The organism is Pseudomonas sp. NDM (assembly GCF_003105095.1).
GTDB lineage: Bacteria > Pseudomonadota > Gammaproteobacteria > Pseudomonadales > Pseudomonadaceae > Aquipseudomonas > Aquipseudomonas moraviensis_A.
In genome coordinates this window covers 1-14,504 of record NZ_QETJ01000130.1, presented here as the reverse complement: position 1 = coordinate 14,504, position 14,504 = coordinate 1, and the positions used below count along the sequence as shown (strand labels likewise).

Here is a 14,504-nt window from a genome sequence, read left to right as displayed (position 1 = left end):
GTTTATAAAAGCAAAAGATCGCAGCCTTCGGCAGCTCCTACAAGGGCGCAATCGCACGACGTTTATATCTGGGCCAATGCAAAGCTATCTGCCTGTCGCATTTGGACGCTAAGCTTGGGCTTATGGATGATTCAGATTATTTACGCCTGCTGACCATCGCGGCCGAGCAAGCCAACGCGTTCCTGTCCAATGCCCGCAAATGGGAGCGTGAGCGTTGGGTCTGCCAGCGCCTGCTGCAAGGCTTGAACATCCCCTACCGTGCCGACGAATTCGCGCCGGCCGGTGAACCGCCGGACGTGCTGTTCCGCGATGCCAACTTCGAAGTTTTTTTCGTCCTCGACGAAGGCCGTCGCCTCAACGATGAATGGCGCGATGAATTGCAGCGCCGGCGCAGCGCGTTTTCCCTGAGCCAACTGGTGCGCCGCGAAGCCAAGCCGAAACGCATCCCGGCCAATGAATTCCTCCTGCGTCTGGCGCCGACCCTGCGCAAGAAGGCGCACAACTACAAGGAACGCGGCATGGATCTGGGTGAACTGGACATCATCGCCTTCGCCAGCCTCAAACGCGAAGTGCTCGACCTCAACAGTCATTTCCCGCCACCGACCGAATACCTGCGCCAGGGCTGGCGCTCGCTGTCACTGGTCGGCCCGACGTTCGCCAGGGTGCTGTTCGCCCACCCCGACGCACCGGACTTTCTGCGCAGCAACCTTGGCCGCAGCATCGTCTTCGACGTGGGCATCAGTCTGTGACGCCGCTGCAGCAGTTGATCGCCGAAGTACCGCAAACAGGTCGGGTGCGCTGGATCGGCGTGCGTCCGGCGTCGCGTGGGCCGATGCTTGAGCTCGACGCGGTCGAGGCGCGACTGGAAGCCGGACTCACCGGCGACCACGCCAGACCGGGCGTGCGCAACGCGCGTCAGGTGACGCTGATTCAATGGGAACACCTGGCGGTGATCAACGCCTTGATGGGCCGTCCCGACGATCAACCGATCGGGCCTGAAGATATGCGGCGCAATCTCGTTATAAGCGGAATCAATTTGTTTAGCCTGAAGGGGCGGCGCTTTCGCATCGGGCAGGCGATACTCGAAACCACTGGCTGGTGTCAGCCCTGCGCACGTTTGCAGAACAATCTCGGTCCGGGCACTTTTCAAGCCGTGCGCGGGCATGGCGGGATCACCGCCCGAGTGTTACAAAGCGGCATCATTCGCCTCGACGATGAAGTACGCGTCGAACCGGTTCCGGACAGCGGCTATGCGCCGTTCCACCCCGGCTGAACACCGCTGTAGCTTCTGCTCATTCAGTAACGTCTACCTGACGAGGCAAATATGACCAGCCGCCTGAACCCCGAAGACCAAAAGCATGTCGAAGAGTACCTGCAACTGTCCCAACACCGTGTCGAGCGCCGGCCTTTCCGGCCGTGGATGCTCCTGGTGCTGGTACTGGCGGTGACCATTGGTCTGGGCCTGTTGAGCCGATTTATCAGTTACCTGACGTTATGAGCTGCCTTGCGCTCCCTCGGGTAACCGCACCGATTTCCTTTAAAAACCTTGCGAGTTATCCCTATGTCCCATCGTATTGTCATTGTCGGCGGCGGCGCCGGCGGTCTGGAGTTGGCTACCCGTCTGGGTAAGACTCTGGGCAGACGCGGCACGGCCAGCGTCATGCTGGTCGACGCGAACCTGACCCACATCTGGAAACCGCTGCTGCACGAAGTCGCTGCCGGTTCCCTGAACTCTTCCGAAGACGAACTCAACTATGTCGCCCAGGCGAAATGGAACCACTTCGAGTTCCAGCTCGGGCGCATGAGCGGGCTCGATCGCGCGCAGAAAAAGATCCAGCTGGCCGCCACCTACGACGAAAACGGCGTCGAGCTGGTGCCGGCGCGTGAAGTGGCTTACGACTCGCTGGTAATCAGCGTCGGCAGCACCACCAACGATTTCGGCACCCAGGGTGCGGCGCAGCACTGTCTGTTCCTCGATACGCGCAAACAGGCCGAGCGCTTCCATCAGCAATTGCTCAATCACTATCTGCGCGCCCACGCCGGGCAGACCGATGTGGTCGAGCAGATCAGCGTGGCCATCGTCGGCGCCGGCGCCACAGGCGTGGAACTGGCGGCCGAGCTGCACAACGCCGCCCATGAACTGGCGGCGTATGGTCTGGACCGGATCAAACCGGAAAACATGCACATCACGCTGATCGAAGCCGGCCCGCGAGTGCTGCCTGCCCTGCCAGAGCGCATCAGCGGGCCGGTGCACAAGACCCTGGAGAAGCTCGGGGTCAATGTGATGACCAACGCCGCGGTCAGCGAAGTCACCGCCGACAGCCTGATCACCGCCGATGGCAACGAGATCAAGGCCAGCCTGAAAGTCTGGGCCGCCGGTATTCGCGCACCGGGTTTCCTCAAGGACATCGACGGTCTGGAAACCAACCGCATCAACCAGCTGCAAGTACTGCCAACCCTGCAAACCACCCGCGACGAAAACATCTTTGCCTTCGGTGACTGCGCGGCCTGCCCGCAGCCGGGCACCGATCGCAACGTCCCGCCGCGTGCACAAGCTGCGCACCAGCAGGCGTCGTTGCTGGCCAAGTCGCTGAAACTGCGCATCGAAGGCAAGAGCCTGCCGGAGTACAAGTACACCGACTACGGCTCGCTGATTTCGCTGTCGCGTTTTTCTGCTGTGGGTAACCTGATGGGCAACCTGACCGGCAGCGTCATGCTTGAAGGCTGGCTGGCGCGGATGTTCTACGTGTCGCTGTACCGCATGCACCAGATGGCGCTGTATGGTCCGTTCCGCACGGCGATGCTGATGCTGGGCAGCAAGATTGGCCGTGGTACCGAGCCGCGCCTGAAACTGCACTAAAGCGCAAACCTGTGGGAGCGAGCTTGCTCGCGAAAGCGGTGGGTCAGTCAACACTGTCGTTGAATGATCCGGCCCCTTCGCGAGCAGGCTCGCTCCCACATTGTCTTGGGTTGTGCGCAATTCAGCAGACGACCACGATAAATGTAGGAGTGAGCCTGCTCGCGATGGCGATCTGTCCTTCACTCATGCAATGCCTGAACCACCGCTATCGCGAGCAGGCTCACTCCTACAATTGATCTCTGTTCATCAGAGCTGGAAGCGTCGCACCATGCCTTGCAGGGCATTGGCCAGTTGCGACAGCTCATGGCTCGACGCGCTGGTCTGATCGGCTCCTGCGGCCGAACGCACCGACAAATCACGAATATTCACCAGATTGCGATCCACTTCCCGCGCCACTTGCGCCTGTTCTTCAGCGGCGCTGGCGATGACCAGGTTGCGCTCGTGAATCTGGTGCACCGAAGCCGTGATCGTCACCAGCGCCTCGCCCGCCCGCTCAGCGAGGACCAGCGTGTTTGCCGCACGGGAAGCGCTGGCCTGCATTGAATCCAGCGCCAGGCTCGAGCCGCTGCGCATGCCTTGCACCATTTGCTCGATTTCCTGCGTCGATTGCTGGGTCCGATACGCCAGTGCGCGCACCTCATCGGCCACTACCGCAAAACCTCGACCGCTTTCACCCGCGCGTGCCGCTTCAATGGCCGCGTTGAGCGCCAGCAGATTGGTCTGCTCGGCGATGGCGCGAATCACGTCCAGAACCTTACCGATGTCTTGCGACTGATTGGCCAGCGACTGCACCAATTCGCCGGTGTTCTGCACATCACTGGCCAAGGCGCTGATAGCGCTGGCGGTTTCGCTGACGCGCTCCTGGCCCAACTGCGCCGACTGACTGGATTGACGCGTGGCATCGGACGTCGACACCGCGTTGCGCGCGACCTCCTCCACCGCAGCGGTCATCTGATTGACCGCCGTGGCGGCTTGTTCTATTTCGTTGTTCTGCTGCTGCAGGCCTTGGGTGCTGTCGACGGTGACGGCGCTCAGTTCGTCAGCGGCGGTGGCCAACTGCGTGGCAGAGCCGCTGATGCCTTGCAGGGTCTCGCGCAGGTTTTGCTGCATCGTCGCCAGGGCCTTGAGCAAGCGGCTGACTTCATCGTTGCCATGGGTTTCGATGGGGCGGGTCAGATCGCCCTGCGCGACGCTTTCCGCGGCGCTTACGGCGCTGCTCAGCGGGCGCACGATACTGCGTGTGAGCAACATCGCCAATGTCACCGTGGCCAGTGCTGCCAGGGCGATGAACAGGGTTACGATTGTCCGCGAGGTTTCGTAATGCGCGGCGGACTTCTCGCTTTCAGCCGCGACCTGCCGAGCGAACAGATCGGCCAGATCGTTGAGTTGCTTGCCGGAGCCGTCGACCACGGTCTTCATATCAACCAGCAGCAATTTGGTCAGCTCGTCACGCTTGCCTTGCTCGGCGAGGGTGAATGACTGGGCAATGCCGGTGCGATAGGCGGCGAAGGTTTTCTTGAACTGGTCATACAGCTGCTGACCCTCGGCAGTGTCGACCAATTTGTCGTAGGCGGCGATCTTCTCGCTCAGCTCCTTGTCGCGGGTGTCCATCTGACCGCGATAGGTGGCGATGTTGGCCGGATCCTGATCGAGCGCCATGCGCAGGGAAATGGTGCGGATGCGCAGCATCAGTTCGCGGATCTCGTCGCCGCCACGAATACTTGGCAACCAGCGGTTCTCCACCGCTACCTCACTGTCGCGAATGCTCGACATCTGCCCCAGCGCAAACACGCCGAGCAAGGCCACCAACACCGCGATCAGGGCAAATCCCAGGGCAGCCCGGGGAGCAATATTCAACTGACGAAGCAACATGACGAACGCCCTTATTCTTGTAATGGCCAGATTCAAGGGGCGAAGCGTTGGCAGTCCCCTCGTGTTAGCGGGCTATCGGCAGGTTGTATGACGACTTGAAGGGATTCGCCTTTCGGCAGGCAAAAAAAATCCCCGTATCTTTCGATACGAGGATTTTCAATATGGTCGGGGTAAGGGGATTCGAACTCCTGACATCCTGCTCCCAAAGCAGGCGCGCTACCGGACTGCGCTATACCCCGGTAAAAAAAAGGCGACCTTTCAAAGATCGCCTTCTTCGATCAGCGCTTTTGGCCTCTGATCTTAAGATTCGATCCCAGCGCTAACTGGTTTCAAAAATGGTGGGTCGTGTGGGATTCGAACCTACGACCAATTGGTTAAAAGCCAACTGCTCTACCAACTGAGCTAACGACCCAAATATGGTCGGGGTAAGGGGATTCGAACTCCTGACATCCTGCTCCCAAAGCAGGCGCGCTACCGGACTGCGCTATACCCCGATTTGAAATTGGCTCCGTGACCAGGACTCGAACCTGGGACCCAATGATTAACAGTCATTTGCTCTACCGACTGAGCTATCACGGAACTACATATTTCAAGTTACAACGGTGAAGCCTTGTTGCTTCTCGCCACCCGTTCGCATCGCTGCGTTCGTGTGTCTGAGGCGCGCTATTCTACAACCTAGAACACCTCTGTCAACCCCCTAAATTGCTTTCAAGTTAATGATTTGCAACTTATTTCAGATTCCAACCCGGTGGGTTGAAACGCTGCCGGTGACTGACTGCGGGGCGCACTTTACAAGCCTTTTCCTTTGAGTTCAACAGCCTGGCGAAAAAAAGGCCTCGCAATGCGAGGCCTTCCCGGTTTCATTGCTGCTGAGGCTTAGCCGAAAACGATTTCGTCGTTCTCGACCTTGCCAGTGGCGGTGTCGCCCGGCATGAAATGCCCCGACAGGATCAACTGCGCCAGCGGGTTTTCGATCCAGCGCTGGATCGCCCGTTTCAAAGGACGCGCGCCATACACAGGGTCGTAACCGACGGCGATCAGCTTGTCCATCGCCTCCGGACTCAGCTCCAGCTTCAGCTCGCGCTCGGCCAGACGACTGCGCAGACGACCCAACTGGATCTCGGTAATCCCGGCGATCTGGTCGCGTGCCAGCGGCTCGAAGATCACCACTTCGTCGACGCGGTTGATGAACTCCGGCCGGAAGTGCGACGTCAGCGCGTCCATCACCGCGGCACGCTGCGCTTCACGATCACCGACCAGCTCCTGGATCTGCATCGAGCCGAGGTTGGACGTCATCACGATCACCGTGTTGCGGAAGTCCACCGTACGCCCGTGACTGTCGGTCAGACGGCCATCCTCGAGCACTTGCAGGAGGATGTTGAACACATCCGGGTGCGCCTTCTCGACTTCATCCATGAGGATCACCGAATACGGCTTGCGACGCACCGCTTCGGTCAGATAACCGCCCTCTTCATAGCCGACGTAGCCGGGTGGCGCACCAATCAGACGAGCCACGGAATGTTTTTCCATGAACTCGGACATGTCGATCCGCACCATCGCCTCTTCCGTGTCGAAGAGGAATTCGGCCAGCGCCTTGCACAGCTCGGTTTTACCGACACCGGTCGGGCCGAGGAACATGAACGAGCCGCTCGGACGATTCGGGTCGGACAACCCGGCGCGGGAACGCCGCACGGCGTTGGCCACGGCCACGACCGCTTCTTCCTGACCAATTACCCGTTTATGCAACAGGCTTTCCATCTTCATCAGCTTGTCGCGCTCGCCTTCGAGCATTTTCGACACCGGGATGCCGGTCCACTTCGACACGACTTCGGCAATCTCTTCCTCGGTCACCTTGCTGCGCAGCAACTGATTTTCGCTCTTGCCGTGCTGGTCGACCATCTGCAGGCTGCGCTCCAGATCCGGGATCACCCCGTACTGCAACTCGGCCATGCGGTTCAGGTCGCCTTTGCGGCGCGCCGCTTCCAGTTCCTGGCGCGACTGTTCGATCTTCTGCTGAATCTGCGCAGAACCCTGCACCTCGGCTTTCTCCGAGTTCCAGATTTCCTCCAGATCGGAATACTCACGCTCGTGACGCTCGATTTCTTCCTGGAGTTTTTCCAGGCGTTTCTTCGCCGCGTCGTCGCTTTCTTTCTTCAGTGCCTGGGATTCCACTTTCAGCTGAATCAGGCGTCGCTCGAGACGATCGAGTACTTCCGGTTTGGAGTCGATCTCCATGCGGATGCGGCTGGCGGCCTCGTCGATCAGGTCGATGGCCTTGTCCGGCAGCTGCCGGTCAGTGATGTAGCGATGGCTGAGCTTGGCCGCGGCGATGATCGCGCCGTCAGTAATCGCCACCTTGTGGTGAACCTCGTAACGTTCCTTGAGGCCACGCAGAATGGCGATGGTGTCTTCTTCGCTTGGCTCGTCCACCAGGACTTTCTGGAAACGCCGCTCGAGCGCCGCGTCCTTCTCTATATATTGGCGGTACTCGTTGAGCGTGGTCGCGCCGACGCAGTGCAACTCGCCACGGGCCAGCGCGGGTTTGAGCATGTTACCGGCGTCCATCGAGCCTTCGCCTTTACCGGCGCCGACCATGGTGTGCAGTTCGTCGATGAACAGAATGATCTGCCCTTCCTGCTTCGACAGTTCGTTGAGCAGGCCTTTGAGGCGCTCTTCGAACTCACCGCGATACTTGGCACCGGCAATCAGTGCGCCCATGTCCAGCGACAGCAGGCGTTTGCCCTTGAGGCCGTCCGGCACTTCGCCATTGATGATGCGCTGGGCCAGACCTTCAGCGATCGCGGTTTTACCCACGCCAGGTTCACCGATGAGGACCGGGTTGTTCTTGGTACGGCGTTGCAGAACCTGAATGGTCCGACGGATTTCGTCGTCACGGCCGATCACCGGATCGAGCTTGCCGTCCTCGGCGCGCTTGGTCAGGTCGACGGTGTACTTGTCCAGCGCCTGCCGCGACTCTTCGTGGTTGGCGTCATTCACCGCTTCGCCGCCACGCAGGTTATTGATCGCGTTTTCCAGGGCTTTCTTGCTCACGCCCTGGCCGAGCAGCAACTTGCCGAGCTTGCTGTTTTCGTCCATCGCGGCGAGCAGCACCAGTTCGCTGGAGATGAACTGGTCGCCCTTCTGCTGGGCCAGACGGTCGGCCTGATTGAGCAGGCGCGCCAGATCCTGCGACATGTTCACGTCGCCGGTCGGGTTCTGGATTTTCGGTAGTTGGTCGAGCTCTTTGGTCAGCTCTTTACGCAAGCTGTTGACGTCGAAGCCTACTTGCATCAGCAACGGTTTGATCGAACCGCCCTGCTGTTCAAGCATGGCCTGCATCAAGTGCGCCGGCTCGATGGCCGGATGATCGTGGCCAACCGCCAACGACTGGGCGTCGGACAGGGCCAACTGCAATTTGCTGGTTAAACGGTCTATACGCATGGGTCACCTTCCTTTTGAGCAGGCCGGACCTAAGAAACCATCCTGAATAAAGAAACCTGCCAGATACCACTGTAGATGCGGTCGATTCTGGGAGATTCAAGCGTCGGAGAGTTGATACAGGTCAGGCAAGTCTAGCGGGTGAGCCAGATCAATGAAGCGAACCGACCGGTGCGCGACGCACGGCGGTAAGAAAAGAAGCGCGGATCGGTCACGGTGCAGAAACCGCCACCATAAACAGCCGTGACACCCCGTTCAGCCAGACGCAGGCGCGCCAGCAGATAGATATCAGCCATGAACTTGCCGGCATTGTTGCTCGGTACGAACGCTTCTGCTGCTTCAGGCAGCTGATTGATGAAGACTTCCCGTACTTCCGGACCGACTTCAAAGGCTTTGGGGCCAATGGCCGGGCCGAGCCAGACCAGTACCTCGTCAGCAGGAACATCGAGGCTGTCGAGAGTTGCCTCAAGCACGCCCGCCGCCAGACCACGCCAACCCGCATGAGCGGCCGCGACACGCGTGCCGGCACGATCGCAGAACAATGCCGGCAAACAGTCTGCCGTCATCGCCGCGCAGGCAATAGCCGGCGTTGCCGTCCAACTGGCATCTGCCGTCGCAACAACGCCCGGATCAGCATGAACCACGGCTATCCCGTGCACTTGCTGCAACCAGGCAGGCTGTATAGAAAAGTGCTCGGTCAGACGCCGACGGTTCTCGGCAACGGCCTCAGGACGATCATCGACGTGATCGCCCAGATTGAGGCTATCGAATGGCGCCTCACTGACACCGCCCTCGCGGGTGGTGACACAGGCCCTGACGCTGGCCGGCGCAGGCCAGTCCGGCGTCAGCCAGTTCATCCGACGAAGGCCTCGCGATCCTGCTTGAGCAGAGTCAGCAGCCAGACGAAATCTTCCGGCAGCGGCGATTCCCAGCTCATCCGCTCACCACTCGTCGGGTGATCCAGTTCAAGGAAGCGCGCGTGCAAGGCCTGACGCGGGAAGTGCTTGAGGGATTCAACCATGGTCGGGTTGGCCGCTGGCGGAATGCGGAAACGCCCGCCGTACGCCGGGTCGCCGACCAACGGGAAGTTGATGTGCGCCATGTGCACGCGGATCTGGTGGGTCCGACCGGTTTCCAGTTTCACCCGCACGTGGGTGTGCGAACGGAAACGCTCGAGCACGCGGTAGTGGCTGACGGCAGGCTTGCCGCCTTCCATCACTGCCATGCGCTGGCGCTGCTGGCCGTGACGACCGATCGGCGCGTTGATCTTGCCGCCGGCGGTGACCACGCCGATCACGATGCATTCGTAGATGCGGCTGACGCTGCGGCTCTGCAATTGCGCGACCAGCTTGGTCTGCGCCTGAATGGTCTTGGCCACCACCATCAGACCGGTGGTGTCCTTGTCCAGACGATGCACGATACCGGCGCGCGGGACATTGATGATGTCCGGCACATGGTGCAACAAAGCGTTGAGCAAGGTGCCATCGGCGTGACCGGCAGCCGGGTGCACCACCAGGCCTGCAGGCTTGTTGATCACCAGGATGTCGTCGTCTTCATAGACGATATCGAGCTCGATGTCCTGGGCGATCCACTCGCCCTGGGCTTCCTGCTCGGCAGTCAGCTCAAGGATGGCACCGCCATGCACAATGTCGCGCGGGCGGATCACCGCCCCGTCCACAGTCAGGCGACCTTCTTTGATCCAGGCGGAAAGGCGCGAGCGTGAGTGCTCAGCGAAGAGTTGGGCGGCGACTTGATCGAGGCGTTGGCCGCCCAATTCGGACGGCACCTCTGCGCGAAGTTCAATTTTATCGGACATGCTCGGACTGGGCGTCGGCACAGCCTTTGGTTTCGGCTGCGCGCTTGTGGTTAAATACGGCGTCTTTTGCCCCGAGGCTTTTCAACGGGGCGCTCATCATAACAGGACGGCCCCGCCCAAGACAGCGGCCGTCATAGGGACGCAAGCCGCCATGCAAGTGAAACACCTGCTGCTGATCGCCATCCTCGCATTGACCGCTGCTTGCTCATCGAAGGAAGTCGTAGACGAAAACCTCAGCGAAGCCGAGCTGTATCAGCAGGCTCAGACTGATCTGGACAACAACAGCTACACCAGTGCCACAGCCAAGCTGAAGGCTCTGGAGTCGCGTTATCCGTTCGGTCGCTACGCCGATCAGGCTCAGCTGGAGTTGATCTACGCCAACTACAAGAACGCCGAGCCGGAAGCTGCAAAGTCCGCCGCCGAGCGTTTCATTCGTTTGCATCCGCAGCATCCGAACGTGGATTACGCGTACTACCTCAAGGGTCTGACCTCGTTCGACCAGGACGTCGGCCTGCTGGCGCGCTTCCTGCCGCTGGACATGACCAAGCGTGACCCGGGCGCCGCCCGCGACTCGTACAACGAGTTCGCCCAGTTGACCAGCCGCTACCCGAACAGCCGCTACGCGCCGGACGCCAAGCAGCGCATGATCTACCTGCGCAACCTGCTGGCCGCCTACGAAATCCACGTGGCCGACTACTACCTGACCCGTCAGGCTTACGTAGCCGCTGCCAACCGTGGCAAGTACGTGGTGGAAAACTTCCAGGAAACCCCATCGGTCGGCGACGGCCTGGCGGTAATGACCGAAGCCTACCAGCGTCTGCACCTCGACGATCTGGCGGCCACCAGTCTGGAAACCCTGAAACTCAACTACCCGGATCACCCGAACCTGCAGGACGGCCAGTTCGTGCCACGCGTAGCCGAGGCTGACAACCGTTCGTTCCTGAGCAAGGCGACGTTGGGCCTGATCGAATCCCGTCCACCGCTGCCGCCGGGCGAGACCCGCGCCAACCAGGACGTGCAGAAGCAGTTCCAGGACGCGAAAGACGCGATCCCGAACGAGCTCAAGCCTAAAGATGAAAACGGCGACGTGATCGAAGAGCCAGAGCCTGAATCCAGCGACACCGACCGCTCGTGGTTCAGCTACATGACCTTCGGCGTGTTCGACTGAACACACCGGTTGTACGAAAAAGGGAGATCTGCGGATCTCCCTTTTTTATTGCCGCGCTTTAATAGGCTGTGCGCTGCTCGGGTCCTTGGCTAAACTGCCGGATCATCAGTCGAAAAGCCGCTCATCATGCTTCGTTTATTGTTCTGGATTGCCCTGATCTTCGCCGCCATCTGGCTCTGGCGCAAATTCAAGGCCCCCGCCTCGTCCACCCGATCGCCACGCGAACAGGACGCCCCGCCGATGGTGCGTTGCGCACATTGCGGCGTGCACCTGCCGCGCGACCGCGCCCTGGGTAACCAGCAACAATGGTATTGCAGCCAGGCTCATCTTGAGCAAGGCCCGGGCGCCAGTGGTCGCTGAGGCCGCCAACGCCGACCAGAAACAGGCGCAGCGTCTGCTGCGCCTTTATCACCTGTACCGCTTGAGTGTCGGCATCACCCTGGTGCTGCTGATCTCCAGCAACATGGACAACCGCCTGCTGACGTCGGCCAACGACGATCTGCTGCGCGGTGGCAGCTGGCTGTATCTGATCATCAATATGCTGCTGGTGGTGTTCCTCGAAAACACCCGGCGCCCGGCGCAACTGTTCACTTTAGCGTTGGTCGATGTGCTGCTGTTGTGCGGCCTGTTCTACGCCGCTGGCGGCGTCGCCAGTGCGCTGGGCAATCTGCTGGTCGTCTCGGTGGCGATCAGCAATACCCTGCTGCGCCGGCGCATCGGCCTGCTGATTGCCGCCATCGCGGCGATCGGCATTGTCGGCCTGAGCTTTGTGCTGAGCTTCAGCCATCCCCTCAGCGCCAACGCCTACCTGCAAGCCGGCACCCTCGGCGCGCTGTGCTTTGCCGCCTCGTTGCTGGTGCAAGGGCTGATCCGCCGCCTCGAAGTCAGTGAAACCCTCGCCGAACAGCGCGCCAGTGAAGTGGTTGGCCTGGAAGCGCTCAACGCGTTGATCCTGCAACGCATGCGCACTGGCATTCTGGTGCTCGATGAGCAACGCCGGGTGCAACTGGCCAATCACAGCGCGCAGAGCCTGCTCGGCCATAGCCACCTGCAAGGTCATTTGATCGATGAGTATTCGCCCGCGCTGGTCGATCGCCTGCAACTGTGGCGCAACAACCCGACCTTGCGCCCGCAGAGCCTGAAAATCCCCGGCAACGGCCTCGAGCTGCAACCAAGCTTCATCGCCCTCGAGCAGAGCCCGAACCAGCAGACCCTGGTGTTTCTCGAAGATCTGGCGCAAATCACTCAACAGGCGCAGCAACTCAAACTCGCTGCGCTCGGGCGTTTGACCGCGGGCATCTCCCACGAAATTCGCAATCCGTTGGGCGCAATCAGTCATGCCGCGCAGCTGTTGGCCGAGTCCGAGGAACTCGATAGCGCGGATCGGCGTCTGACGCAGATTATTCAAGATCACTCCCAGCGCATGAACCGAGTCATCGAAAACGTCCTGCAATTGTCCCGCCGTCAGCAAAGCGCACCGCAACGGCTGGACCTCAAGCCGTGGCTGGAAGACTTCGTCGGCGAAACCCGCGAGCAGGCCACCGAGCGCCAGCACATTCATCTACGGATCAATTCGGGCGACTTCACCACGCTGATGGACCCCAACCAGCTGCGGCAGATTCTCGACAATCTGATACGCAACGCCTGGCGGCACAGTGCCCAGTTGCACGAGCAGGCCGAGGTCTGGCTGGCGCTGTTCGTCGACCCCGACAGCCAGTTGGCAGTACTCGAAGTGCAGGACAACGGCCCCGGCGTGTCGGCCGACGAGCAGGCGCATCTGTTCGAACCGTTCTTCACCACCAGCAGCCAGGGCACCGGTCTTGGCCTTTATCTGTCCCGTGAGCTGTGCGAAAGCAACCAGGCACGCCTAGACTTCAAATCACGCCAAGGCGGCGGCTGCTTTCGCATCACCTTTGCTCACGGACGGAAACAAAGTTGAATACAAGCCCACGGCAAAAAATTCTTATCGTCGACGACGAACCGGATATCCGCGAGCTCCTGGAAATCACCCTGGGACGGATGAAACTCGAGACCTTCAGCGCACGCAACCTGGGCGAGGCTCAGGCGCTGTTACAGCGCGAGCACTTTGACCTGTGCCTGACCGACATGCGCCTGCCCGACGGCACCGGGCTGGAGCTGGTGCAACACATCCAGCAGCGCGCTCCGCATCTGCCGGTGGCGATGATCACCGCGTACGGAAGCCTGGAAACGGCGATCAATGCGCTGAAGGCCGGCGCGTTCGATTTCCTCACCAAACCAGTGGAGCTGCCGCGACTGCGCGAACTGGTCAGTTCGGCGCTGCGCATGCCGACAGCCGGTGGCCTGAGTACGGCAATCGAGCGACGCTTGCTGGGCGACTCGCCGCCGATGGCCAATCTGCGCAAGCAGATCGACAAGCTCGCGCGCAGCCAGGCGCCGGTGTACATCAGCGGTGAATCCGGCAGCGGCAAGGAACTGGTCGCGCGCCTGATTCACGAACAAGGCCCGCGCGCGAGCCAGCCCTTTGTGCCGGTGAACTGCGGGGCGATTCCGTCGGAGCTGATGGAAAGCGAATTCTTCGGCCACCGCAAAGGCAGTTTCACCGGTGCCGTCGAAGACAAGCCGGGGCTGTTCCAGGCGGCCCATGGCGGCACTCTGTTTCTCGATGAAGTTGCCGATCTGCCACTGCCGATGCAGGTGAAACTGCTGCGGGCGATTCAGGAAAAAGCCGTGCGCAGCGTCGGCGGCCAGCAGGAAACGGTGGTCGACGTGCGCATCCTGTGCGCCACACACAAAGACCTTGAAGCCGAAGTCGCGGCCGAGCGCTTCCGTCAGGATCTGTATTACCGGCTCAACGTCATTGAACTGCGCGTGCCCTCCCTGCGAGAACGTCGCGACGACATCGAGGCGCTCGCCATGCATGTGCTCAAGCGTCTGGCCAAGGACACTGGACAACCCGAAGCGCGCCTGCATCCGCAAGCGCTGGAGGCGCTGAAGAACTATCGCTTTCCCGGCAACGTGCGCGAACTGGAGAATGTCCTCGAACGCGCGCACACCTTGTGTGAACAGCGCACGATCGAAGCGCAGGATCTGCGTTTGAGCGAAGGAAATTGCGCCGCGGATGGGGCGACGGCTGATCTGACGCAGATCGACAATCTCGAGGATTATCTGGAGAGCGTCGAGCGCAAACTCATTCTGCAGGCGCTGGAGGAAACCCGCTGGAACCGCACGGCGGCGGCGCAGCGGTTGAGTCTGTCGTTTCGGTCGATGCGTTATCGGCTGAAGAAGTTGGGTCTGGACTAGATCGCAAAGATCGCAGCCTTCGGCAGCTCCCACATTGGAATGCGTTCCCTGTAGGAGCTGCCGAAGGC

Annotated in this window: 12 protein-coding genes and 4 tRNA genes; 8 read left to right on the top strand and 8 right to left on the bottom strand. The window is 60.6% G+C overall.

All coding sequences use genetic code 11. The features are described from left to right. Positions 1–122 precede the first annotated feature (122 nt). The 4 genes from DCO47_RS20755 to DCO47_RS20740 all read left to right on the top strand — a co-directional run bounded on the left by DCO47_RS20755 (position 123) and on the right by DCO47_RS20740 (position 2,860). Complete coding sequence (locus DCO47_RS20755) at positions 123–749, top strand: DUF1780 domain-containing protein (protein ID WP_007909887.1); 627 nt, start codon at positions 123–125, stop codon at positions 747–749. After that, the gene (locus DCO47_RS20750) at positions 746–1,273 is read left to right on the top strand and encodes an MOSC domain-containing protein (protein WP_064364122.1); all 528 of its coding nucleotides are present in this window, start codon (positions 746–748) and stop codon (positions 1,271–1,273) included. Before DCO47_RS20755 ends, DCO47_RS20750 begins: the two co-directional genes overlap by 4 nt. A 51-nt stretch (positions 1,274–1,324) precedes the next feature. Then, positions 1,325–1,498 carry a DUF3094 domain-containing protein gene (locus tag DCO47_RS20745; protein ID WP_007909875.1) on the top strand — a complete coding sequence of 58 codons (174 nt, stop codon included), beginning with the start codon at positions 1,325–1,327 and terminating at the stop codon, positions 1,496–1,498. A 63-nt stretch (positions 1,499–1,561) separates the two neighbouring features. Then, the gene (locus DCO47_RS20740) at positions 1,562–2,860 is read left to right on the top strand and encodes an NAD(P)/FAD-dependent oxidoreductase (protein WP_116658822.1); all 1,299 of its coding nucleotides are present in this window, start codon (positions 1,562–1,564) and stop codon (positions 2,858–2,860) included. 246 nt (positions 2,861–3,106) lie between these two features. Here the strand turns inward: DCO47_RS20740 and DCO47_RS20730 are convergent, their stop codons facing one another. The 8 genes from DCO47_RS20730 to rluD form a co-directional block, all read right to left on the bottom strand. Continuing rightward, positions 3,107–4,732, bottom strand: coding sequence for a methyl-accepting chemotaxis protein (locus DCO47_RS20730; RefSeq protein WP_116658820.1), 1,626 nt, complete (start codon positions 4,730–4,732; stop codon positions 3,107–3,109). Positions 4,733–4,894: 162 nt separating this feature from the next. After that, a tRNA-Pro gene (locus DCO47_RS20725) sits at positions 4,895–4,971 on the bottom strand. A 97-nt stretch (positions 4,972–5,068) separates the two neighbouring features. After that, a tRNA-Lys gene (locus tag DCO47_RS20720) sits at positions 5,069–5,144 on the bottom strand. 5 nt (positions 5,145–5,149) lie between these two features. Next, positions 5,150–5,226, bottom strand: a tRNA-Pro gene (locus DCO47_RS20715). 9 nt (positions 5,227–5,235) lie between these two features. Beyond that, positions 5,236–5,311 (bottom strand) — tRNA-Asn (locus DCO47_RS20710). Between the two features lie 297 nt (positions 5,312–5,608). Further along, on the bottom strand, positions 5,609–8,173 hold the full coding sequence (gene clpB, locus DCO47_RS20705; RefSeq protein WP_016773142.1) for an ATP-dependent chaperone ClpB: 2,565 nt from the start codon (positions 8,171–8,173) through the stop codon (positions 5,609–5,611). A 131-nt stretch (positions 8,174–8,304) separates the two neighbouring features. Continuing rightward, entirely contained in the window at positions 8,305–9,027 is a 723-nt protein-coding gene (pgeF, locus tag DCO47_RS20700; RefSeq protein ID WP_064364120.1) for a peptidoglycan editing factor PgeF, read from the bottom strand. Next, a complete protein-coding gene (rluD, locus tag DCO47_RS20695) occupies positions 9,024–9,986 on the bottom strand; it encodes a 23S rRNA pseudouridine(1911/1915/1917) synthase RluD (protein ID WP_042610487.1) in 963 nt (320 codons plus the stop codon). The genes pgeF and rluD overlap by 4 nt, the downstream gene beginning before the upstream one ends. A 151-nt stretch (positions 9,987–10,137) precedes the next feature. Here rluD and DCO47_RS20690 point away from each other — a divergent pair, with 151 nt between their 5' ends. The 4 genes from DCO47_RS20690 (at position 10,138) to DCO47_RS20675 (ending at position 14,436) form a co-directional block, all read left to right on the top strand. Then, positions 10,138–11,154 (top strand): outer membrane protein assembly factor BamD, encoded by a 1,017-nt coding sequence (locus DCO47_RS20690; RefSeq protein ID WP_064364119.1) that lies wholly within the window; start codon positions 10,138–10,140, stop codon positions 11,152–11,154. 126 nt (positions 11,155–11,280) lie between these two features. After that, a complete protein-coding gene (locus tag DCO47_RS20685; RefSeq protein WP_039761661.1) occupies positions 11,281–11,514 on the top strand; it encodes a PP0621 family protein in 234 nt (77 codons plus the stop codon). After that, positions 11,504–13,093, top strand: coding sequence for a PAS domain-containing sensor histidine kinase (locus DCO47_RS20680; RefSeq protein ID WP_116658819.1), 1,590 nt, complete (start codon positions 11,504–11,506; stop codon positions 13,091–13,093). Before DCO47_RS20685 ends, DCO47_RS20680 begins: the two co-directional genes overlap by 11 nt. Further along, a complete protein-coding gene (locus tag DCO47_RS20675; protein WP_083353593.1) occupies positions 13,090–14,436 on the top strand; it encodes a sigma-54 dependent transcriptional regulator in 1,347 nt (448 codons plus the stop codon). The genes DCO47_RS20680 and DCO47_RS20675 overlap by 4 nt, the downstream gene beginning before the upstream one ends. The last annotated feature ends 68 nt before the right edge of the window (positions 14,437–14,504 follow it).

What these genes read in the sequence shown, in the direction of transcription:
- DCO47_RS20755 (WP_007909887.1), top strand. Translation starts at nt 123, where the DNA reads ATGGATGATTCAGATTATTTACGCCTGCTGACCATCGCGGCCGAGCAA.
- DCO47_RS20745 (WP_007909875.1), top strand. Translation starts at nt 1,325, where the DNA reads ATGACCAGCCGCCTGAACCCCGAAGACCAAAAGCATGTCGAAGAGTAC.
- DCO47_RS20740 (WP_116658822.1), top strand. Translation starts at nt 1,562, where the DNA reads ATGTCCCATCGTATTGTCATTGTCGGCGGCGGCGCCGGCGGTCTGGAG.
- DCO47_RS20730 (WP_116658820.1), bottom strand. Translation starts at nt 4,732, where the DNA reads ATGTTGCTTCGTCAGTTGAATATTGCTCCCCGGGCTGCCCTGGGATTT.
- clpB (WP_016773142.1), bottom strand. Translation starts at nt 8,173, where the DNA reads ATGCGTATAGACCGTTTAACCAGCAAATTGCAGTTGGCCCTGTCCGAC.
- pgeF (WP_064364120.1), bottom strand. Translation starts at nt 9,027, where the DNA reads ATGAACTGGCTGACGCCGGACTGGCCTGCGCCGGCCAGCGTCAGGGCC.
- rluD (WP_042610487.1), bottom strand. Translation starts at nt 9,986, where the DNA reads ATGTCCGATAAAATTGAACTTCGCGCAGAGGTGCCGTCCGAATTGGGC.
- DCO47_RS20690 (WP_064364119.1), top strand. Translation starts at nt 10,138, where the DNA reads ATGCAAGTGAAACACCTGCTGCTGATCGCCATCCTCGCATTGACCGCT.
- DCO47_RS20685 (WP_039761661.1), top strand. Translation starts at nt 11,281, where the DNA reads ATGCTTCGTTTATTGTTCTGGATTGCCCTGATCTTCGCCGCCATCTGG.